This window comes from Chitinophaga sp. RCC_12 (genome assembly GCF_041360695.1).
Lineage (GTDB): Bacteria > Bacteroidota > Bacteroidia > Chitinophagales > Chitinophagaceae > Chitinophaga.
On record NZ_JBFUPS010000012.1, the window covers coordinates 229,481 to 251,888 of the forward strand.

Annotated in this window: 17 protein-coding genes and 2 riboswitches; of the genes, 13 read left to right on the forward strand and 4 right to left on the reverse strand. The window is 47.2% G+C overall.

Features of this window, described 5'->3' with window-relative positions; all coding sequences use genetic code 11:
* Positions 1-15: 15 nt before the first annotated feature.
* Positions 16-738 (reverse strand): ATP-grasp domain-containing protein, encoded by a 723-nt coding sequence (locus AB6805_RS28385; protein ID WP_370912809.1) that lies wholly within the window; start codon positions 736-738, stop codon positions 16-18.
* 178 nt (positions 739-916) lie between these two features.
* On the opposite strand from AB6805_RS28385, the gene AB6805_RS28390 reads away from it, so the two are divergent.
* From AB6805_RS28390 to AB6805_RS28410, 5 genes are all read left to right on the forward strand, one after another.
* Positions 917-1,330 carry a hypothetical protein gene (locus AB6805_RS28390; RefSeq protein WP_370912810.1) on the forward strand — a complete coding sequence of 138 codons (414 nt, stop codon included), beginning with the start codon at positions 917-919 and terminating at the stop codon, positions 1,328-1,330.
* Positions 1,331-1,372: 42 nt separating this feature from the next.
* Positions 1,373-1,843, forward strand: a complete 471-nt coding sequence (locus tag AB6805_RS28395) for a nuclear transport factor 2 family protein (RefSeq protein WP_370912811.1) — start codon at positions 1,373-1,375, stop codon at positions 1,841-1,843.
* 266 nt (positions 1,844-2,109) lie between these two features.
* Positions 2,110-2,317, forward strand: a riboswitch (cobalamin riboswitch).
* 120 nt (positions 2,318-2,437) lie between these two features.
* Positions 2,438-4,456, forward strand: a complete 2,019-nt coding sequence (locus AB6805_RS28400; protein WP_370912812.1) for a TonB-dependent receptor — start codon at positions 2,438-2,440, stop codon at positions 4,454-4,456.
* A gap of 5 nt (positions 4,457-4,461) precedes the next feature.
* Positions 4,462-5,613, forward strand: a complete 1,152-nt coding sequence (locus tag AB6805_RS28405; protein WP_370912813.1) for a YncE family protein — start codon at positions 4,462-4,464, stop codon at positions 5,611-5,613.
* Positions 5,614-5,637: 24 nt separating this feature from the next.
* Positions 5,638-6,585, forward strand: a complete 948-nt coding sequence (locus tag AB6805_RS28410) for a hypothetical protein (protein WP_370912814.1) — start codon at positions 5,638-5,640, stop codon at positions 6,583-6,585.
* A 62-nt stretch (positions 6,586-6,647) separates the two neighbouring features.
* Here the strand turns inward: AB6805_RS28410 and AB6805_RS28415 are convergent, their stop codons facing one another.
* Positions 6,648-7,031 carry an acyl-CoA thioesterase gene (locus tag AB6805_RS28415; protein WP_370912815.1) on the reverse strand — a complete coding sequence of 128 codons (384 nt, stop codon included), beginning with the start codon at positions 7,029-7,031 and terminating at the stop codon, positions 6,648-6,650.
* 20 nt (positions 7,032-7,051) lie between these two features.
* The gene (gene metE / locus AB6805_RS28420) at positions 7,052-9,484 is read right to left on the reverse strand and encodes a 5-methyltetrahydropteroyltriglutamate--homocysteine S-methyltransferase (protein ID WP_370912816.1); all 2,433 of its coding nucleotides are present in this window, start codon (positions 9,482-9,484) and stop codon (positions 7,052-7,054) included.
* A gap of 58 nt (positions 9,485-9,542) precedes the next feature.
* A riboswitch (cobalamin riboswitch) is annotated at positions 9,543-9,747 on the reverse strand.
* A gap of 119 nt (positions 9,748-9,866) precedes the next feature.
* Here metE and AB6805_RS28425 point away from each other — a divergent pair.
* The 8 genes from AB6805_RS28425 (at position 9,867) to AB6805_RS28460 (ending at position 21,428) form a co-directional block, all read left to right on the forward strand.
* Complete coding sequence (locus AB6805_RS28425; RefSeq protein ID WP_370912817.1) at positions 9,867-10,739, forward strand: SDR family oxidoreductase; 873 nt, start codon at positions 9,867-9,869, stop codon at positions 10,737-10,739.
* 354 nt (positions 10,740-11,093) lie between these two features.
* Positions 11,094-11,690 (forward strand): RNA polymerase sigma factor, encoded by a 597-nt coding sequence (locus AB6805_RS28430; protein WP_370912818.1) that lies wholly within the window; start codon positions 11,094-11,096, stop codon positions 11,688-11,690.
* A gap of 50 nt (positions 11,691-11,740) precedes the next feature.
* Positions 11,741-12,940 carry a FecR domain-containing protein gene (locus tag AB6805_RS28435; RefSeq protein WP_370912819.1) on the forward strand — a complete coding sequence of 400 codons (1,200 nt, stop codon included), beginning with the start codon at positions 11,741-11,743 and terminating at the stop codon, positions 12,938-12,940.
* Between the two features lie 115 nt (positions 12,941-13,055).
* Positions 13,056-16,409 (forward strand): TonB-dependent receptor, encoded by a 3,354-nt coding sequence (locus AB6805_RS28440; protein ID WP_370912820.1) that lies wholly within the window; start codon positions 13,056-13,058, stop codon positions 16,407-16,409.
* A gap of 19 nt (positions 16,410-16,428) precedes the next feature.
* Positions 16,429-17,958, forward strand: coding sequence for a RagB/SusD family nutrient uptake outer membrane protein (locus tag AB6805_RS28445; RefSeq protein WP_370912821.1), 1,530 nt, complete (start codon positions 16,429-16,431; stop codon positions 17,956-17,958).
* 36 nt (positions 17,959-17,994) lie between these two features.
* The gene (locus tag AB6805_RS28450; protein ID WP_370912822.1) at positions 17,995-19,431 is read left to right on the forward strand and encodes an aryl-sulfate sulfotransferase; all 1,437 of its coding nucleotides are present in this window, start codon (positions 17,995-17,997) and stop codon (positions 19,429-19,431) included.
* A 27-nt stretch (positions 19,432-19,458) separates the two neighbouring features.
* Positions 19,459-20,460: a c-type cytochrome gene (locus AB6805_RS28455; RefSeq protein ID WP_370912823.1), complete on the forward strand. Its 1,002-nt coding sequence runs from the start codon at positions 19,459-19,461 to the stop codon at positions 20,458-20,460.
* A gap of 323 nt (positions 20,461-20,783) precedes the next feature.
* Positions 20,784-21,428, forward strand: coding sequence for a hemolysin III family protein (locus tag AB6805_RS28460; RefSeq protein WP_370912824.1), 645 nt, complete (start codon positions 20,784-20,786; stop codon positions 21,426-21,428).
* 14 nt (positions 21,429-21,442) lie between these two features.
* On the opposite strand, the gene AB6805_RS28465 is transcribed toward AB6805_RS28460, so the two are convergent.
* Positions 21,443-22,327: an AraC family transcriptional regulator gene (locus tag AB6805_RS28465; RefSeq protein ID WP_370912825.1), complete on the reverse strand. Its 885-nt coding sequence runs from the start codon at positions 22,325-22,327 to the stop codon at positions 21,443-21,445.
* Between the last annotated feature and the right edge of the window lie 81 nt (positions 22,328-22,408).

Genomic DNA, 22,408 nt, shown 5'->3' on the forward strand with positions numbered 1-22,408 from the left:
GATTTTATGTTGTTTTTAAGATTTCTTATTTACTGTGGCTCCTATGATACAATCAATCACCTTCCTTGCGTTACAATTATTAAGACCTGCACCCCAACAGGCATTAAACTCCAGAACAAACCAGCCTATAGACTCATTAAAAGCCACATCAACAACCACCACATCTGGTAACTGCGTTCTATAACTATTCAAAAAATCTGTCAAAAAAGTTTTTCCTGTTGTTAGATCGGCAGCGCCTTCATATAAGGCAATGTCTTTAATCACGCCATCCATAATGAAGGCGCGTGCCTCTGCCAGAATTTCATCTACAACAGAAGACGCTAAAATCTCTTCATTGTCTGGCAAACCGATTGTCACTTGCTCAAAATCTGATAGGGTCTGAAATATACCTGCCGCAAATATCTTCGGAACAACGGGTTTAATAAAAACGGGGAAATCATTTTCCATAACCTGTTTTACTTGCTTTAACTCAATACGCCGTCCGGTCCATTTGCTTTCCAACCGGGCTATTAATGTATCATCCGGAGAAAGAAGATCTACATTATAAATCTGGGCCAGTACCAACGCAAATGTTTGGTTTCCATAAATTGCGATAGGTTGTTTTGCCAAAACTTCATCCTTCACCCAATATCTCCCCAATCGTTTTATTGATCCCCCACTATCTGTCCAGGTTGCAAAAATCTGTTCAAATTCACTGTCCGTTTTTTCTGGTATCAGCAGTACAGGGGAATTCTTCATGTAGAACATTTTAGTAAAAGCTACTAAAATAAGATAAAATTGATATCCATACATAACATAATAGCGCTGCGCAAATTACATCATGATAACATCAGGCCAATGTCTATTTGGGGCCAGGAACAATTTTTGTAGAAAAAAGCATATCGGAAACTGTAGCTCTCCCAATAAACTATCCGTTATGACATCATTCACCGACTTCTTCACCACTTATGGCCGGGCCTCCTTAGGCAACGATACAAGTATCATCGCCAGTTGTTATGCAGAAAACTTTATGGCTGCCGCGCCATCAGGAAGCATGACTTTTAAAAATGATGAAAAGTTCACGCAATGGCTGGAAGAGATGTTTAAATTTAACCACAAGGTCGGCATGCAGGAAATGAAAGTCATTAAAGTAGAAACGTCGCCGATGGGGAAACACTATACCAGGGCGCTGGTCAGATGGGGCGCTGTTTTCTCAAAAAATCCGGGGGAAATCATTGAATTTGAGATTACTTACATTTTACACCATCTTAATGATGCACTCAAAATAATCATGTATATCAGTCATGAAAACGAGGAAGATGTTTTAAAAGAGAAAGGCATCATCAGTTAGGCGCCGGTACAAATACAAAATCAGTATATTGTAAGAAAAAAAATGCGCCGTATTATATTCAGCTTCGTACTTATCATCATGGGTACCTCTCTCTACGCCCAGGCACCGGAGGAAGCGGTGAAAGCCACTATTAACCAGCTGTTTACTGCCATGAATAATTCAGACAGCGTGGCGGTGGCTGCCTGTTTCGCGCCGGGGGCAATATTGCAGTCGGTGATGGAAGACAAAGCAGGCAAGCAAACTATCCACACTACGCTGGTCAATGAATTTTCCTCATTTATAGGCAGACTCCCGGCCCAGGCGGCGGACGAGCGTATTGTATTTGGCTCCGTCCTGATAGATGGCCGGCTGGCTGCTGTATGGACACCCTACCGCTTCTTTTTCAAAGGGCAGTTCTCCCACTGCGGAGTAGACTCCTTCCAACTGGTGAAGCTCCCGGATGGGTGGAAGATCCAATATCTCATCGATACCAGGCGCAAAGACAATTGTGAAGAATCAGCCATGGCAAAATAAAACCTGCACCCGCCCTGACCCGGTATTACCTCGCGCATACTTCACAGATGCGTGAAACCAGCGTATCCGTTGCGTAACCCATGCACTATGCATACAGTCCGCATGGACTCCTGATGCACTACTCATGCACTCATGATGCACTCCCCATGCACTATCAATGCACTATCCATGCACTATCCCTGTCAAAAACCAGGGTTTCGGTCAGCTTTCATAGTGGATACCCCCACATGGATACTGCTCCCGTTTTGAATCGATCAAATAATAACCTACTTTTGCCCCGCTATGGTTCAGGCATGTCCACTCCGGATATACCTGATTAAAAGGGAACTCGGGTGAAAATCCCGGACAGTCCCGCTGCTGTAAGTCTCATACAATGCTAAGGCATCGCCAATCAGACCACTGTTGAACATTCAATGGGAAGGTCGCCTGAAGCAGAGATAAGTCAGAATACCTGCCATACAACTACTTTTTTAAGCTTTCGTGGAATGAAGCTTGGGAATAAATTCAATCTGCGGGTATCCCCCGTATCTTGTCTCTTTCCTGATTATTTTTCTTATTGCGAAAGCTGTTGATGGAACATTAACAGGCTTGGGAATGATGCGTTTTAAAACACCGGCGAAAACCGCCGGGATGTTACTGGTATTGCTCTGTGGGGCGGTGAGTGCTTTTGCACAACAGGCCGACAGTGTAAAATCCAAGGACCTCCGGGAGGTGTCCGTTACAGCCCCGCGTACGGCCAGGGAAGTAAGCCCCGGGCAGAAAATGCAGGCGAAAGAACTGGAGCGGCTGGGCAGCCACTCCGTGGCGGATGCTATCCGTTTTTTTGCCGGGTTGCAGGTGAAGGACTATGGCGGCATCGGCGGCCTCAAAACCGTTGATATCCGCAGCATGGGCACCAACCAGGTGGGCGTATTTTATGATGGGATCCAACTGGGCAATGCCCAGAACGGACAGGTGGACCTGGGCCGGTTTTCGCTGGACAATATGGAGGAAATTGCCTTGTACAACGGGCAAAAAAGTAACATCTTTCAGCCGGCGAAAGACTTTGGATCAGCCGGCGCCATCTATCTTACTTCTCTCAAACCTAAATTTGCACCGGGAGAAAACACACATCTCAGGGGTACCATCAAAACCGGCTCCTTTGGCCTGTTCAATCCCTCTTTGCTATGGCAGCAAAAGATCAGTAGCAAAGTATCGGCCTCCTTCAGCACCGAATGGATCAATGCTACCGGCAGGTATAAATTTTCCTACCAGAAACGTGATGAAAACGGGCACCTGGTATATGATACCAGCGCTTACCGGAAAAACGGCGACATCAATGCTGTTCGCATGGAAGGCGGTTTCAATGGCCTGCTCAATGGCGGCGAGTGGAGCACCAAAGTGTATTACTACCAATCGCAGCGCGGGCTGCCCGGGTTCATTGTAAACGGTGTGTTCGGGCATGTGGACCGTCAATGGGATCAGAACATCTTTGTGCAATCGAGCTTCCGCAAAGATATTACCAAACGTTATAGCATTTTGCTGAACGGGAAATACGCGTACGACTACACGCGGTTCCTGGCGCCGGATACCGCCCGGCTTTATATCGATAACCACTACCGCCAATATGAAATGTATTTCTCGATGGCACACCAGTATGCCCTCACCAACTGGTGGACCATTGCGGCTTCCGGTGACTTTCAATGGAACCGCCTGGATGCGGACCTGACCAACTTCAGCTACCCTACCCGTTATACCACGCTGGCTGCTGCCGCCACAAACATCAGCTTCAACCGCTTCAGCGCACAGGCCAGCCTGCTGGGCACCTTTGTGAATGAAACCGTAAAGAAAAATGCTTCGGCGCCCTACCAGCAGAAATTTACACCGGCAGTATTTGTTTCCTGGCAGCCCATGCGCTCACCGGATTTCCGGCTTCGTGGGTTTTACAAACAGATCTTCCGCATGCCTACATTTAATGACCTCTATTATACCGAGATCGGCAACCGCTTCCTGGAACCCGAATTCGCCACACAATATGATGCAGGATTCACCTGGAATAAAACCTTTGCCAGCAGCTGGCTCATTCAGGCAGGTATTGAGGCAGACGTCTATTACAATGAAGTAAAGGATAAGATCGTAGCCGTTCCCGGCGCCAGCATGCTCAGCTGGCAAATGGAGAACCTGGGATTTGTAAAAATAAAAGGCGTGGATGTAAAAGCAAAAGCGCTGTGGCTTATAAAAAAACAGGTGCAGTTCAGCACACGGCTCACGTATACGTACCAACGCGCACAGGATTTCACCGATCCCTCCGACAGTTTTTACGGCGATCAGATCGTTTACATTCCCCGTCACAGCGGCTCGCTGATACTGGGCGCCGACTATAAACAATGGGAAGCCAACTACAGCTTCATTTATACGGGAGAACGGTACAACAGCAAAGAAAATAAGTTAAAGAACTACGTGGAGCCCTGGTATACCAGCGATATTTCACTGGGCAAACAATTCAGTTATAAACATACCCTGTTCCATGTAACGGCACAGGTAAATAATCTCGCCAACCAGTTCTATGAAGTGGTGATCAGCTACCCCATGCCGGGGAGAAATTACCGCTTCATTTTAACCGTGAATATTTAATTGACATGATGAAACAAGTAAGGAATATAGTATTGGTGGCCGCCCTGGCAGGACTGGCCATCACCGGTTGCCGGAAAGGAGAGAAAATTGTTCCGCCGGAAGTAACACCCGTGGATACCGCCACACCAGGATCCCTGCTCAATGGATTTTACCTGCTGAATGAAGGCAATATGGGCAGTAATAAAGCCTCCCTGGATTATTACGACTATACTACAGGCATCTACAGCAGTAATATCTATGCTACTGCCAATCCCACTGCTGTAAAGGAACTGGGCGATGTAGGCAATGATATTGAGGTATATGGTACGAAGTTGTATGCCGTGATCAACATCTCCAATAAGGTGGAAGTGATGAATGCAGCCAGCACCAAACGTATCAAACAGATTGACATCCTCAACTGCCGATATATAACTTTTGCCAACGGCAAGGCATACGTAAGCTCCTATGCAGGCCCCGTACTGATAGAACCCAATGCGCCCATTGGTTTTGTAGCAGAGATAGATACCACTACCCTGGAAATTACCCGCAAAGTGATTGTTGGTTATCAACCGGAAGAAATGGCTGTGGTGGGCAACAAGCTGTATGTAGCCAATTCCGGCGGCTACCGCGCACCAAATTACGACCGCACTGTGTCGGTAATAGATTTGAATACTTTTAAAGAGATAAAAAAGATTGATGTGGCGATTAACCTCGACCGCCTCAAGGCAGACAATAATGGCGATATCTATGTGACTTCCCGCGGCGATTATTATAATATACCCTCCCGCCTTTTTGTGATAGATACCAAAACGGATGCGGTAAAAAAACAATTCGATATCCCGGTGAGTAATCTGTGTATTTCCGGCGATACCGCTTATGTGTATGGTTCTGTCTTCAGCTATAACACCGGCAAATGGACGATCACCTATAACATGGTAAATGTAAAAACGGAGACGGTGTTAAACAGCAATTTTATCACTGATGGCACCGATAAATCCATCCGTATGCCTTACGGCGTTGCGGTAAACCCCGCCACCAAAGAAATCTTTGTGACGGATGCAAAAGACTATGTGTCTTCCGGAACCCTTTACTGCTTTGATAAAACGGGTAAAAAGAAATGGTCGGTTACCACCGGTGAAATACCCGCGCACATTGCATTTGTTTCCGCAACTAAATAATCACAACCAACTAAATGTATACAAATGAAAAGTAAACTTCTACTTGCTGCCACGTTCATCGCTGTCATCATTAGCAGCTGTTCAAAGGATAAAGACGTAACCCCGCCCATTGAGGACCCTGAGCCTACCGGTCCTTTCCTGAATAAGGTGACCAAAGTTTTTGAGTACTTCCCTGCACCCGGACAATTCACCAATGAACTGCCCATGTGGAAGCAGGGCGATTCAGCAAAACAAATGGCGGATTACGCATTGGCGGCTTTAGGAAAAGAAGATATGATTTCCCTCGGCGGATTCGGCGGATATGTAGTAATGGGCTTTGATCATACCATCAAAAATGTACCCGGCGAATACTCCTTCGTAGTATTGGGCAATGCTTTCAACCAGTTTGCAGAACCCGGCGTGATCTCCGTATCCGTGGATGCCAATAAAAATGGCCTCCCCGATGATGAATGGTATGAAATTGCCGGCTCAGAATACAACAGTTCCAAAACCGTAAAGAATTATCAGGTCACTTACTATAAGCCCAACGAAACAAAAGAAAGGGTGACTAATCCGGATGATCCGTACACCAGCGATACGGAGTATATCCGCTGGAAAGACAACCAGGGCAACACCGGCTATCTTGCTAAAAATGTATTTCATGATCAGTCGTATTACCCGCAGTGGAAAGGCGACAGCATCACTTTCACCGGTACTAAATTAACAGACATCAACATTAAAAATACTTCCAGCGATCCTTTCTCTCCTTACTATGTTTCACCCGCCTTCTCGTGGGGTTATGCAGATAACCATGCGAATGAAGATAGTGATGCAAAGATAAAACTGGATTGGGCAGTAGATAAAACCGGCAAGCCGGTGAAGCTGACAGGAATCAACTTTATTAAAGTACATACGGCTATCCGTGCAGAAGCCGGATGGTTAGGGGAAATTTCTACAGAAGTGCTGGGCGTAAAAGATCTCAACCTCGAATAATATCCATGAATAGCTAAAAGAGGGGGACGCTTGAAAAACAAGCGCCCCTCTTTCTTTTTCGACTATTTCACGCTTACCGGGTGCTTATCGTCGCCAATGGCCACCAGGCTAAAAGTGCCGGTGATGGCTTTCTCCCGTGAATAGGAATACATCTCTTCAATGTATATTTCCACCAATACTTTAACACTGGTATTTCCTACTTCGGTTATTTTCCCGATCAGCTCCACGATAGTGCCAGCCGGAATGGGCCGGTTAAAATCTATTTTCCCGGAAGATACCGTTACCATTTTTTTACGAGCAAAACGCGTAGCGGTAATAAACGCTACTTCATCCATCAGCGACATGGCCGTGCCGCCGAACAAGGTATCATAATGGTTGGTAGTGCTGGGAAATACGGCTTTAAAGATCCGGGTTTCCGAATGAAGAATTTTTTCTTCTATAGTCATGATTGTACTGTTTTTCTTTTTTACAAAGATGCTTTCTCCCGCATCACTTCCGCTGCGCGGACCATATTCGACAATGCCACTTTTGTTTCCGGCCATTTACGGGTTTTCAACCCGCAGTCCGGGTTTACCCACAGGTTCCTGGCAGGAAGTGTGATGGCGGCTTTCTCCAGCAGTGAAATCATTTCTTCCGCAGATGGCTGGCGGGGAGAATGGATATCGTATACGCCGGGGCCTATCTCGTTGGGATATTTAAAATCCGCAAATGCATCCAGTAACTCCATCTGCGAACGCGATGTTTCGATGGTGATTACATCTGCATCCATCGCTGCAATATGCTCAATGATATCGTTAAATTCACTGTAGCACATGTGTGTATGGATTTGCGTTTCATCCTTTACGCCGCTGGCGGAAATGCGGAACGCCTGTACCGCCCATTCCAGGTAGGCTGCGCGGTTTTCTTTACGCAAAGGTAAGCCTTCCCGGATAGCAGGTTCGTCTATCTGGATCACTTTAATGCCTGCCTGCTCCAATGCCACTACTTCATCGCGGATAGCCCAGGCAATCTGGTTGGCCGTGGTAGAACGGGGCTGGTCGTCCCGTACAAAGGACCATTGCAATATGGTAACCGGACCGGTGAGCATGCCTTTCATCAGCTTATCCGTATGCGCCTGCGCAAAACTGCTCCAACGCACGGTCATGTTTTCCGGACGGCTTACATCTCCAAAAATAACCGGTGGCTTTACACAACGGCTGCCGTAGCTCTGTACCCAGCCATTTTTTGTAAACAGGAATCCCTGCAGTTGCTCACCAAAATATTCTACCATATCATTCCGCTCAAACTCGCCATGCACCAATACATCCAGGCCAATCTCCTCCTGCCAGCGGATCACCTCTATAGTCGCTTTTTCAATGGCAGCTTCATACTGTTCGGTGGTCAGCTCTCCTTTTTTGAGTCGCGCCCTTAACTGACGGATATCATCTGTTTGCGGGAAAGAGCCGATCGTAGTTGTAGGAAACAGTGGTAGTCCAAACTGTTGCTGCTGGATGTTTTGACGCACCGGGAACGTACTGTTCCTGCGTGCATCTGCGGCGGTAAATGCCGCTATCCTTTCTTTCACTTCTTTCCTATGAATCAATGGTGACGTGGCCCTGTTATGGATGGCCGCTTTGTTGGCTTCCAGCAAATCTGTGTTGCCGTTCACAATATCACGCAGCTCATTCAGCTCCTGTAATTTCTGTTGGGCAAAGGCCATCCAGTTTTTAATTTCGGGAGACAGGGCTGTTTCGTTATCCAGGTCGCACGGCACATGCAGCAATGAGCAGGAAGGGGCAATGGCAATACGGTCTTTTCCTAACACGTTTACTGCCTTTTGTATCTGCTGTAAAGATTTTTCATAATCATTCTTCCAGATATTCCTACCATCCACTACGCCCAGCGAGAGGTGCAAAGAAGTATGGACGATAGCTGTATCAAGGATATCTTCCAATTGCAACGGGCAACGCACGAGATCGAGGTGCAGTGTTTGCACCGGCAATGCCAGTGCCACCGCCAGATTCTTCCCATAGCATTCAAAATAAGAAGCCAGGAGAATATGCAGTTGCGGGAAGGCTGCATGAATTTGCGTATAGGTATTCATGAATACCTGCAGGGCTGCTTCATCCAGGTCGAGCGACAGGCAGGGCTCATCGAGCTGTACTACTTCAGCGCCGGCTTGAGTGAGCTGTGACAGCACCTCCAGGTATACCGGCAGCAGTTTATCTATCAGCGATAAACGGTTGAAGCCGGCCGTTTTCTCTTTTCCGAGTAACAGGAAAGATACCGGGCCAAGGATCACAGGCTTGGCAGCATAGTTTTCTTTTTTTGCTTCAAGAAACTGCGCTGTTACTTTGCGGGAGAAGAAATGAAATGTTTGATCTGCCATAAACTCCGGAACGATATAATGATAGTTGGTATCAAACCACTTCGTCATTTCCATGGCGGTGATATCGTCGCCATCGCGCTGGTAGCCTCGCGCCATGGCGAAGAGCAGGTCTGTTTCAGGAAGTTTTTTCTCTTGTAAGGTGCGATAGCGCTGTGGCACAGCGCCCACCATCAGTGAGGTGTCGAGCACCTGGTCGTAAAAGGAAAAATCATTGCAGGGAATCCAGTCGATCCCTTTCTGTTGCTGCAACGCCCAGTTGTGTAAACGGATATTACGGGCGGTTGCCTGTAATTCATCAAGAGTAATTTTGCCTGCCCAGTAGCTTTCGCAGGCTTTCTTCAGTTCACGCTGGCTACCTATCCTCGGGTAGCCTAAGTTGTGGATAATCATTACTGATTGTTTAAAAGGTGATACATGACGTTCACGCTCTTTTATATAGTACAGCAATGTTTTCAGGAAGATAAATACGGAAGGAGAAGGTATGGCAGATACAAGAACAAGCATATTAGCATGCATGATTCCATCATGCATACGCCTGTTCTGATAATTACCGATACCGAAACCTGACACGCTTCAATCCCCGAAAGCATTGTCAAAGTGAAATAAAGGCAGGTCTCCTGGCTTGTTCCGCTGGTAAACACCTTCCCATTCCTGGCCGGAACAGTGGCATATTATTTACCAGTTGCAGTGCATGTGCGCTGCCGGAAGCTTACAGTTGCGGGACAGCCTGTGATTTACACACAGTTCCCTTTTAATCCCGCTTTTCAGCGGGAACCATTATTTGCTTCGATTAGTAATACATAAAGAACCGGCGCGAAGATAGTAAATCCCGGCAACTATCAAATCCGTTTCGTTTTCTTACAATTTCGGGCCTGGCGAAAAGCGGAGTTTTACATCATAAAAACAAACAGCTATGAAACAGGCAAACATACTAATCACCGGCGCCACCGGACACATTGGTACTACATTGGCTAAACATTTATCGGCACAAGGTGTTCCGTTCCGCGCCATGGTGCGCACAACAGACAATAACGCAAATGCCCTTGCCGCCTTACCCGGCGCTGAAATAGTAACCGGCGATTTCAACGATGCCAACAGCTTAGTCCTTGCACTTAAAGGAATAGGGCGGGCATTCCTGCTCACCAACTCTTCTGAAGCAGCGGAAGAACTGCAAAGCAATTTTGTAACAGCCGCCGTTAAAAGTGGGTTACCGCATATCGTAAAGCTTTCGCAACTGCATGCGGACGCACAATCGCCCGTACGTTTTTTACGGTATCATGCCGCTGTAGAAGAAAAGATCCGTGTATCCGGTATGGCATATACTTTCCTGCGGCCCAATTTATTTATGCAGGGGTTACTGGGTTTCCGTGAAACAATTGCCAGTCAAAATAAATTCTTTGCTACCGCCGGCGACGCTCCTATCAGCGTAGTGGACACCCGCGACATTGCCGCCGTAGCTACGGCTGCCCTCACCGGCAACGGGCATAAAGGCAACACCTACGATATCACCGGCCCACAATCACTCACCCACGCCGCACTCGCAGAAACACTATCCCATGCACTGGGGCGCACTATCCGCTACATCAACGTTACCGCAGCGGAATTACTGCCCGCCCTTCTCCACGCCGGATTCCCCGCCTGGCAGGCAGAGGGCCTCATCGAAGACTATGCCCACTACGCACGCGGCGAAGCGGCGGCCGTTTCCTCCGCTGTAATGGACATAACAGGCAGGCCGGCGCGCGACTTCGCCGCCTTCGCCGGCGAGTATGCACCGGCGTTCACCTGAGCGGATTTTGTCTTTCTCAGGATTACGCTGATTATACTGATTAATTGGATTTTGTTCTTTGGGATTTTTAAAGGATTTGGGGAGATAGAAGCGGATTTTGTCTTTCTCGCTGATTACGCTGATTATACTGATTAATCGGATTTTTACTTTTAGATTTTTAGATTGATAAAAATTAAGGGAGATAAAAATAAAAATCTCCGCTTCCATCTCCCAAAATCCATTAAAAAATCCCAAAGAACAAAATCCGATTAATCAGTATAATCAGCGTAATCAGCGGGAAAGACAAAATCCGCTGCAAAATTTTACGCGGATTTCGCGCCAATTGCTTACTTTAGTTATCAAATCGAGCAACCAGTGAGCAATGAAGAAGCGGTTTTGCTGCAACGGCTACAGCAAGGGGATACTGAAGCATATATCACCTTATATGACCAGTATTACCCCTCACTTTACACTTATATTCTCCACTTCATCAATATCCCGGAACTGGCCGAAGATGCACTGCAGGAAGTGTTTATAAAGATCTGGGAGGTTAGGGAGCGGATCAACCCTGAATTATCATTCAGTGGTTATCTGTACCGTATTACCCGGAATCATGTATTTAAGTTAATGAAGAAGATCAGCGCCGATGCAGCACTCCGTTTACAGGTAATGCAGGAACTACAGCATCAAACGGAAGATGCGGATACCCGGTTATTGTGGAAACAATACGAATCTTTATTACATAAAGCCATTGCGCAATTGCCCCCTCAGCGGCAAAAAGTGTTCAGGCTATGCCGCGAAGAAAGCAAAAGCTATGAAGAAGTAGCCGTAGAACTGGGCATCTCCCGTAATACCGTAAAGGAACATATGGTGCTGGCCATGAAAAGTATTAAATTTTTCTTCTATACTAATACCGACGGTATTCTTCCCCTGTTACTGGTTTCCGGTCTCCTCCTCGACTCCTCCAAATAATTTTTTTTCTCCCGGACCACCCTACCTGCTTTTTTTGGGATAGTATATATATGCCCACGGAAAGGAACAATGAATATTACCAATTATTGCTGCAACGCTGGCAACAACGGACTTGTAGTCCGCAGGAAGCCCTTGAACTGATGGATTACCTGCGGGACAAGGATTCCGACCGGACGCTCCTGAACGAAATGCAGGCCGCATTCCGGCAGGTGAAGCCGGATAACGGCTCCCACTCCGGCGAACCCGGCGAAAGGGTCCGGAAAGGGCTTTTACAGCATATCCAGGGCGCCCCGGTAATATCCATGTCCCGCTACCGGAGGAATTATGGTCCGTTTAAACTCGCCGCCGCGGCAGCCGTGATAATCGGGCTCGCCCTTCCGGCCATTTACTTTTTCAGGCAGCCAGCGGTTAACCCGGTGGCCACAGCAGTGAAAAAGGCGCCGGCAGATGTGGCGCCCGGTCAGCATAAAGCGGTACTCACCCTGGCCAACGGGGAAAAGATAGTGCTGGACAGCGCCGGCATCCAACAACTGGCGCAACAGGGCAATAGTGCCATCCGCAACCAGGGCGGACAACTGGTATATGTAAAAACAAAGGGCGCCAACAGCGCGCCTATTTATAATACACTTACCACGGCGGCAGGTGAAACCTATCCGCTGGTACTGGCCGATGGTAGCAGGATTTGGCTGAATGCAGCCTCTTCGATCCGCTTCCCGGCGACTTTTTCAGGCGATGAACGCCGGATTGAGCTTACCGGCGAAGCTTACTTTGAAATTGCACATGATGCACACCGGCCTTTCCGTATCCAGGTAAACCAGATGACCGTGGATGTACTGGGCACAAATTTCAATATCAATTCCTACGCCGACGAAGCCACGATCAACACTACCCTCCTGGAGGGGGCAGTAAAAATAAACAGTAAAAAGGGCAGCATACAACTGGCGCCGGGCGAACAATCGCAGGTAAGCCCTAATGGGAATGTAAAAAGAGTAACCGGCGTAAATACCGCTGAAATAATAGCCTGGAAAGAAGGATACTTCCAGTTCGAGAGCACAGATCTGACCACCGTATTACGGCAATTCTCCCACTGGTATGACGTGGAGATTGTATACGAAGGCAATATCAAACCCAGGAAATTTTTTGGGATGATCAGCCGTCGCAGCAGCCTGGTGAATGTGCTGAAAATGTTGAATGCCAATGATGTGAATTATCGTTTAGAAGGAAAAAAACTGATTGTACAGGGCGATTAACGCCCGCAGGTGAACAATTATATCAACCAGCATGACGGAGATGTCATGGTAACAAGGATTTATTAAAGCAGATAGCACAACCAAACCATTCTCTCAATCAAAACTCAGCACAAGTATGCAATTACGTACTATTGCCAGTTCCCGGTGTAAAAACAACCGGCGTCCAACCAAACATCTAAAGGTCAGTCAGTTCCTGGCCCTGCTATGTTTCGCCACCACGGCACAGGTGAGCGCAGCCAGAAGCCAGAACCAGGTAGTAAGTTTATCACTGAAAAACGCTACCGCCAAAGAGGTCTTCCGGGAGATCAATAAACAAACCGGCCTCAATATCCTGGCCGATGAAGCCTTGCTGGAAAAAAGCGGCAGGGCCAATATCACGGTGAACAATATGCCTGTAAGTGATGCGCTGAATATTTTTATGCGTAATCAGCCGCTCACCTACAGTATCGAAGGAGGTGCTATCATTGTAAAAACAAAACCGGTGATACAGCCGGCTACTACGCCGCCGCCACCTATTGAAGTACATGGCGTGGTAACCACCGATAAAGGACAGCCTTTACCCGGTGCCACTGTTATGGTAAAAGGCACCAAACTGGGTACCGTTACCAACACCGACGGCAGCTTTAAGATCAACGCCAACCCCGGGGAAACACTGGAAATTTCTATGGTGGGTTTTAAAACCTGGTCCGTGAAGTTTGATGGCAAAAACACCAGCTTTAAAGTAACGCTTTCTGAAGAAGTATCTAACCTCACCGACGTAGTGGTAGTGGGTTATGGTACCACCAAAAAGAAAGACCTCACCGGTTCTATCAGCTCCATATCCAGCGACCAGATGAACCTCGGCGGTGTAACCAGCAACGCTGCGCAGGCCATCCAGGGCCGGGCCGCAGGGGTGCAGGTGAGCCAGTCGAACGCGGCGCCAGGCGGACAAACCATTGTGCGCATCCGCGGCGGCAACTCCATCAAATCCACCAACGAACCATTGTACGTGGTAGATGGTTTCCCTTCTGAAACCGGGAAAGACATCAACCCGAATGATATCGATGATATACAGATCCTGAAGGATGCCTCTTCCACCGCTATTTATGGCGCGCGCGGCGCCAACGGCGTGGTAATGATCACCACCAAAAGAGGTAAAAGCGGCAGAGCAGCTATTCAATATGATGGCTACTACGGTACGCAAAGGATCATCAAGGAATACGATAAAATGAATGGCCTGGAAAATATGCAGGTCACCAATGCAAAAGCAATTGAAAAAGGACAACCTGCCTTTTATACCGCTGCCGACCTGGCCAGTGGCCGGGACAACGACTGGTTTAAATTAACCACACGCCCCGGAATGGTGCAAAGCCACAACCTGAGCGTAAGCGGCGGCACCGCAGAAGACAGGGTGGCCTTATCCGGCAGCTACTTCAAACAGGATGGTGCATTAAAAAATACTTCTTTTGAAAGGTATTCTGTAAGACTCAACTACGATAAGCAATTCGCAGCACGATTTAAAACAGGAGCCAGCGTATACGCCTCACATGCTTATACCAATTTTAAAACCTACGATGGAAACATTGTACCCTCTAACGTGATGTATGGCGTAATCACCGCTTCTCCGGCTATCCCGGTGTACAATGAAGACGGCTCTTATGCCCGCTTCAAGGGAAGGGATAACCCGCTGGCGTGGTTAATGGCGCCTACCAACGACCGGTTTGAAAACAAGGTAAATATTAACGTATATGCTGATTACCAGATCCTGGACGGCCTTAACTTCCGTGTGAACGGCGGTAGCGAGTATACGACTACCAAAGAAGGCACCTATCTTCCACGCGACCTGGTAGACGGTGAAAAAGTACAGGGTAAAGCCAGCTTAAATGACATCGCTGTTACGCGAAACCTGGTGGAAGCTTATTTCACTTACAGGAAAGTGTTTAATACCATCCACTCCTTCAATGTTGTAGCAGGGGTATCTTACCAGTCTGATAAAACCGAAAAACATTATTCGCTGGTGCAGAAATTCAGTACAGACGCATTTCTGTACAAGAACCTGGAAGCAGGTACAGAGCGGTTATCCAGTACCAGCAACCTGATTCCATCCAAGATGGCTTCTGCCTATGGAAGGATCAACTATTCCCTGAAAGATAAATACCTCGCTACCTTCACGGTGCGCCGGGATGGATCATCCCGGTTTGGTGGCAACACCCGTTTTGGGATCTTCCCTTCCGGTTCCCTTGCCTGGAGAGCAGGTGAAGAAGAATTCATTAAAGACCTGAACATTTTTTCCAACCTGAAAGTAAGAGGTGGTTATGGCGTTACCGGTAACGACAGGATCGGTGATTATATTTACATGCCTACATTCGGACCTACCAACGTATCGCTTGGACAAGGCAGCGACAGCTACGGAGGAATTGTTGCCACCCGTTTAGCAAATGCAGACCTGCAATGGGAAAGCACAGCTCAGCTGGATCTTGGAATAGACATGGGCTTTTTCAACAACCGCATTTCCGCTACCATTGATTACTATCGCAAAAAAACCAACAGGCTGATCTTCGATATGCCTATCGGCGACTGGAATGGTTTTGCGGTACAAACCGTGAATGCCGGCAGCATTGAAAATAAGGGCGTTGAATTATCCGTTACTACAGAGAATATCATCAATCATGCATTCACCTGGAATACTACGGTGAACATTGCCTACAACAAACAAAACTGCCTGGACCTGGGCGGCCGTCCTTATATCATTACACAAACGGCTAACCTGTATGGCGGTCGTGGTATGGACTTTACCAAACTGGAACCTGGAAGGGAGCTGAGTACTTTTTATGGTTATGTTTATGATGGCGTGATAAAAACCGGTGAGGCACATCCCGCACAACCGAATTCAAAAGCAGGCGATCCTAAATTCAAGGATATCAGTGGTCCCGGCGGAAAACCGGACGGCGTTATTGATGCCAACGACCGCACGTATCTTGGTCATGCCAACCCGCACTATATCTATGGTATCAATAACAACTTTGCCTATAAAGGTTTTGAACTGAACATTTTCCTGCAGGGCGCACTGGATTACAGCCTGTATAACGGAACCGGTCTTGTACTGGAATCCGGTCCGGGTAAAGCGGCACTGAACAGGTGGACTACCAACAACGAAAACACCGATATTCCGAGAGATGGATACGCGATTGCTTACGGCGGTATGATGAACTCCCGCTTTGTGGAAAGCGCCTCTTACCTGCGCTGTAAAATGCTGATGCTCGGTTATAATATCCCGGTGGCCAAAACTTTTCTGAAAAGCCTGAGAGGCATTAAAGTATATGGCTCTGTACAAAACTTATTCACCATTACTAAATATACAGGATCGGACCCTGAGGTAAACAGCAATCTCAATAGCAGCGGCAGCAACGCCAACCTTTCATCAGGATTGGACTATACTGCTTTCCCTGCGTACCGCACCTTTACCGCGGGTCTTAAATTGAATTTTTAACCTGTAAATTCCGGAACAAATGAAATACGCATATATCGCATTAGCCACCTTGCTGCTCGGCGCCAGTTCGTGCAAAAAAGAGGTGGAACCTAAAGTATACAGTTACCTCACCGATATGAATGCCTTCCTCTCTCTGAGCGATGCAAAAGCTGCAGTGAACGGCGTTTATTCAAGGCTCAAACAACCCAGCGGCAGATCGGATGCATGGATGTATTATGCAGGCTTCCAGGTTACCATTTCAGATCTGACCACTGATGTAGGGCACGCCAGCTCCGGCGGAGATGTAGGCCTGATGTCTGATTGCCAGTGGGCCCCTGTCAATACCTATCTTGCCTTTGCCTGGCAGCACCAGTACAAACTGGTAGCAGATGCCAACATCTCTTTATACTATATTCCTAAAATGACCAGCATCACAGATGCACAGAAAGACCAGTTCACCGCGGAACTCCGTTTCCTGCGCGCATTGGGATATGTAGATCTGACAGATGCTTTCGGGCCGGTGCCGGTGGTAACAGAAGAAACCGTAGCCAAAAATATTGAAGCACCGGATTATGAGGCAGCATTGCCAACCACACCGGTAGCAGAGATCAATAAAATGATCATCAGCGACCTGGAATTTGCGGCCACCCATCTTCCTGTCAACTATTTAAGCAACCCTATCTACAGCACCAACGATATTGGACGTGCCACCAAAGGCGCCGCCATGTCTTTACTGTGTAAACTGTATATGCGTGAACATGAATGGCAGAAGGCACTGGACCTCACTACCGAAATCATGAAGCTGGGCTACGGACTGTATCCAACCTATGCAGGACTATTTGCAGAGAAAAACAAGTGGTGCCAGGAAAGTATTTTCAGCGCCCTCGCCGATCCATTGGTAGATGCCGTGGAAATCATGAACCACTTCGGCCCTATCAACAACCCGCAGGTAACAGACCGGTGGCAGTATTTCGCTTTAACCTGGTATTTCTGGAATACTTTTGCGGCTAACGACGACCGTAAAAAGATGTTCTATTCCGATTATATTGGCACCGATGGCTTACATTACATGCAGGCGCCTCCGGGACAAACCAATCCACCGGATGGTTACTACTACATGCCAGACGTAGCTACTACCAAATTTGCCGATCCTAACGGCTCTACCACTTATTACGATGGGCACGTATTCCCGATACTCCGCTATGCAGACATCCTGCTGTGCAGAGCGGAGGCGCTGAATGAACTGAATGGTCCAAACAGCGAATCCATCACGTTGATCAACCAGGTAAAAGACCGCTCGCATGCTACCAACCTGGGCGCTGCCGGTACCTTCACTAAAGAAACCCTGCGTAATGCTATCTTGCAGGAACGCGGATGGGAATTCTTCTTTGAATGTAAACGCAGGCAGGATCTGATCCGTATGGGTAAATACGAAAGCGTGGTAAACACTTACCTGACCGCGGTAGGAAAAACACCGACTATCAACCTGGCAAGGGATAAATATTTTTCTTATCCACAGGCGCAAACAGATCTTAACAAAAATCTCAGCAACAGTGGCCGCCGTCAATAATGGCTTGCTATCTTTCTGAATTATTCAATACTGCAAATGATTAAATTGAATAAAATACAACGCCTGCTGCCATTGTTATCAATGGCAGCAGCGTTGTTGCTGTTTGCACCCGGTTGTATGAATAGTGGCGGCAACGATATTGTTTCCATTACGCTCAACCCGCAGGGACAAAATGCCATCAAGGTAAAAACAGATATCCTGTGTACCGACACGGTAGACGCAGCGGTAGAATACTGGCCAAAAGGACAGGAACAACAACGCACTACCACGCCATTGTCGGCGCACCGGATCAGTCATACTATTGTGCTCACCAACCTGCTGCCGGAAAAAGCCTACGAGTACCGTATCTTAACCGGTCATGGCAAAGATCTTTATCCCAGCAAAGTTTATACTTTCAACACTTCCGGTTTCCCGGTATGGATGAAAGATATGTTCAGCGTGGTATGCCCCGACAGTTCCGTATTACCGGCAACCTTCAGGAAAGGCTATGTAATGCTTACCCGCCGGGAAGATCCCGGTGTGCTTTTCCTGCTCAATGCAAAAGGAAATGTTACCTGGTACCACCAGGTAAGCGGCACCGGTTTTAAAGTAGCCAGGTTTACAGACAACAACACGTTCCTCACCCTGCTGGGCGGTCCCGGTTATGAAACCAGCTACGGCGACCAGATCCTGGAACTTTCTGTTTCCGGCGATACGCTGGCCAATCTCAAAAAAGGACAACAGGATTTCAAACAAACCATTCACCATGAAATACTGTTGAACCCCAACAATGAGTTTGTAACGCTTTGCGTGGAAGAAAGAATCTGTGACCTGAGCAGTAAAGGCGGCGGCAAACAGGATACAGTAAAAGGCGATGGCATCCTGGTGCTGAACCGGCAAGGCAAACAGGTGTGGAAATGGACCGTGTTTGATGCACTGAATCCACTGGACGATAAAAACATCTTAAAAGAAAAACAAGACTGGATGCACGCCAACTGCATCGCATTTGATAAAGATGGTAACTACCTCATCTCTTTTTATAATAACGGGCAGATATGGAAGATAGATGCCCGCACTGGTAAGCGTCTCTGGACATTCGGAAAAAACGGCGACTTTAACCTGCCAGCCACGGCCCTGTTTGACCAGGCGCATGGACTGCATATCAACGAGCATGGTGAACTGATGTTCTTCGACAATGGCGTGAGCAAAAAAACATCGAGAACGCTTTCCTTTAAACTGGATGAAAACGGAAAAAAGGCGCAGCTTCGTATCAATACCCAACTGCCGCGGGAAAATTATAATGAGAGAATGGGAAGCAGCTATTTAGTGGGCGACACTACCCTGCTGCAATGCGCTACGAAAAGGAATACCGTTATACTAACCAACTTCGACGGAAGATACCTCTGGCTGCTGAGGACAGGCATGTCGTCTTACCGGGCCTCTTTTATCCCGGCGGAGAGACTGGCGCCTTATATTGTTCAGCCAGGCTATTAACAATCATTGTGCACTAAAAAAAATATCATGAGAAGCTTAATTGTGATTGGTGTGATCGGTTGCTGGGGGATAATAGCCATCATATCTTCCTGTGGATCGCAGGTAACAGGAGAAACAAAAGCAACCGCAGCCACCTTGCCTGAAAAAGAAACATACATCAACATCGACATCACCCTGATACCAAATGATCAATTCGGCGAGTCCGTGAAATACGGCCGGGAACTGATGCTCAATACGGCCCGTTATATCGGGCCTGATGGCAGTGCCGGCAAGTATCTTGGCAATAAAATGAATTGTACTAATTGTCACCAGGATGCGGGCACCAAAGCTTTTTCCTTCAACCTGATGTCATCGCACGATAACTACCCGCAATACCGCGGCCGGGAAGGCAAGGTACTTACGCTGGCGGAAAGGGTGAACAACTGCGTCATGCGTCCGCACAACGGCAAACCGCTGCCGCTGGACAGCAAAGAGATGGTGGCATTTCTTTCCTATTTTAAATGGATCAGCACTTTTGTTCCAAAAAACAAACCTTTCAAAGGCGCTAAAAATCTGCATGTCACCTTTCCGGATATCGCCGCCAACCCTGAAAACGGTCAGGTACTTTATCAAACTAACTGCGCGCGCTGTCATGGTCAAAATGGGGAAGGACAATGGACTGCAGATAAAAGCACCTACGTATATCCGCCGCTGTGGGGCAACACCGCCTATCAACCCGGCTCCAGTATGCATCGTGTAATCAAACAGGCGGAATGGCTGAAAAACAATATGCCTTACGATAAGGTAACACCGGGCAAGCCATTCCTCTCCGACAAAGAAGCAATGGACATCGCCGCATTTGTAAACAACGACAAGATCCATAGCAGGCCCAATCCCAAAAGCTTTGACTACCCGCATATCGCGGAAAAAGCAATTGACTACGATCACGGTCCTTTTGCGGACACCTTCTCCGTAGCACAACACAAATTCGGCCCCTACCAACCGATTATCGACTACTGGAAGGCGAAGGGGTTGAAGCCGATTTACTAATGCCGCGGATTTTGTCTTGGCTCAGGATTACGCTGATTATACTGATTTTGGGGATTGATCATTTTGGATTTTTTTATGATTTTGGGAGATGTAAGCGGATGTAATAGTTTGTATAGATTTTTTTTATGATTCGGGGAGACATAGGCGAATATATCCGCTTATGTCTCCCCAAATCATTTTATAAAAACCCACTTATATCTCCCCAAATCATAAAAAAATCCAAAAAAACAAAATCCAGTTAATCAGTATAATCAGCGTAATCCTGAGCCAAGACAAAATTCGCGTATAATATTACCTTACTTTTGCCTTGAAAAAAGGAAGGAATGGCAGTTATAATGAACGAAAAGGGGTATAGCCGTAAACAGGAAATCGTGAACGGGCTGATACATGGAGTGGGCGTTATTTTTGGGGTAAGTGCCTTGCCCATGCTGGCAGGTATTGCCGCCACGCATAATAATACGCCGGGCATTGTAGGCGCCTGTATTTATACCTTCTGTTTTATATTGTTGTTTACGAACTCCACTATTTATCATTTATCGCAGGAGTTGGCCGTAAAAAAGCTGTTCCTGATATTTGACCATATCAGTATTTACTTTTTAATAGCAGGTACCTATACGCCTTTCCTGCTGGTGTATATGAATAATGCCTTTGGGATCACGCTATTGTCGATTTTATGGGGACTTACCCTGGTAGGCGTCTTATTTAAAACCTGGTTTACGGGAAAATATGATATTGTATCCACCATTATTTACCTGTTGATGGGCTGGATCATGGTATTTGGCGGCCGCCGCTTTTTCGATAACCTTCCCCTGCCGGTGATCATTATGCTGGCCATTGGCGGCGGTTTATACACGATAGGGGTTATTTTCTATATCTGGGATAAATACACTTATACACATGCCGTGTGGCACTTGCTGGTGCTGGCAGCGGCTATTTGCCATTATGTGGCGGTATTGATGGCCATGTAAAGCCAGGGAAGTTATCAGCCGCTCAGTCCTGGTTGGTAATTTCGCTCTGCCCACATTTTTTTCCGGTAGTCCGTAGGGTTAATACCGGTGTATTTCTTGAACGTCCTGTTCAGATGGCTTTCGTCTGTAAAGCCCAGTTCATCCACAATTTCGCTCATCCGCATATCGCTGTATTGCAGGCGGGTTTCTACCAGCTTCAGCTTATAATTGGTCACATACCGCTGGATGCTTTCTCCCGTTAACTTCTTCACATATTCACTGATATAATTTGGGGAGATGTTAAACCGCGCCGCCAGTTTTTCTGTACGCAGGTTTTCCGGGTAGTAAATATTCTGGTGGATATAACCGATGATATCGTTGGAAGCTTCGCTGTTTACCGCCGCTATTTCCGGCGTAAGCAACGATACATTACGTGCCACGATGGTGATAATGGTATTTACCAGCTGCTGCACCACTTCGTTGCGCAGGGATTGCTCGCGCGGGTATTCCAGCATCAGCGCGTTAACAAGCGCCCGTACAATTGGTTTGTCTTCCGTATTATGTAAAATACAGCCGGGGAAATGGTAATTATTATGGAAGATAAATTCCAGTTTCTTTGCCCAGTCGCCCAGGTTACTATGGGTATTGCCCGTACGCTGCGCTTCCAGGTAGATACCGTTAAAACGGATGAACAGGAAGCCGGTCCGGCTTTTTATGCGGGTATACTGTACATCCTGCGGCATAAGCAGGAACAGGTTCTCCGCCTCATAGGGAAAAGCATGCTGGTTGTTGTGGAAGGTGCCGGTACCCTTCAGGATATATACCAGTTCAAAGAAATTATTGCGATGCTGGCCCATCGGGCATACATCTTCCTCAATGTATATGATGTCAAACGGCTTAAAAAGATTAATTACTTCCATAACCTATGATTGTACAAAATGTACCCTGATTCGTACAAGGGTATACCTGCAAATTTATTGGAATTTTGACTCATCAAATCA

Coding starts and splice junctions, on each gene's coding strand:
- AB6805_RS28385 (WP_370912809.1), bottom strand. CDS start 738: ATGAAGAATTCCCCTGTACTGCTGATACCAGAAAAAACGGACAGTGAA.
- AB6805_RS28390 (WP_370912810.1), top strand. CDS start 917: ATGACATCATTCACCGACTTCTTCACCACTTATGGCCGGGCCTCCTTA.
- AB6805_RS28395 (WP_370912811.1), top strand. CDS start 1,373: ATGCGCCGTATTATATTCAGCTTCGTACTTATCATCATGGGTACCTCT.
- AB6805_RS28400 (WP_370912812.1), top strand. CDS start 2,438: ATGATGCGTTTTAAAACACCGGCGAAAACCGCCGGGATGTTACTGGTA.
- AB6805_RS28405 (WP_370912813.1), top strand. CDS start 4,462: ATGATGAAACAAGTAAGGAATATAGTATTGGTGGCCGCCCTGGCAGGA.
- AB6805_RS28410 (WP_370912814.1), top strand. CDS start 5,638: ATGAAAAGTAAACTTCTACTTGCTGCCACGTTCATCGCTGTCATCATT.
- AB6805_RS28415 (WP_370912815.1), bottom strand. CDS start 7,031: ATGACTATAGAAGAAAAAATTCTTCATTCGGAAACCCGGATCTTTAAA.
- metE (WP_370912816.1), bottom strand. CDS start 9,484: ATGCATGATGGAATCATGCATGCTAATATGCTTGTTCTTGTATCTGCC.
- AB6805_RS28425 (WP_370912817.1), top strand. CDS start 9,867: ATGAAACAGGCAAACATACTAATCACCGGCGCCACCGGACACATTGGT.
- AB6805_RS28435 (WP_370912819.1), top strand. CDS start 11,741: ATGCCCACGGAAAGGAACAATGAATATTACCAATTATTGCTGCAACGC.
- AB6805_RS28440 (WP_370912820.1), top strand. CDS start 13,056: ATGCAATTACGTACTATTGCCAGTTCCCGGTGTAAAAACAACCGGCGT.
- AB6805_RS28445 (WP_370912821.1), top strand. CDS start 16,429: ATGAAATACGCATATATCGCATTAGCCACCTTGCTGCTCGGCGCCAGT.
- AB6805_RS28450 (WP_370912822.1), top strand. CDS start 17,995: ATGATTAAATTGAATAAAATACAACGCCTGCTGCCATTGTTATCAATG.
- AB6805_RS28455 (WP_370912823.1), top strand. CDS start 19,459: ATGAGAAGCTTAATTGTGATTGGTGTGATCGGTTGCTGGGGGATAATA.
- AB6805_RS28460 (WP_370912824.1), top strand. CDS start 20,784: ATGGCAGTTATAATGAACGAAAAGGGGTATAGCCGTAAACAGGAAATC.
- AB6805_RS28465 (WP_370912825.1), bottom strand. CDS start 22,327: ATGGAAGTAATTAATCTTTTTAAGCCGTTTGACATCATATACATTGAG.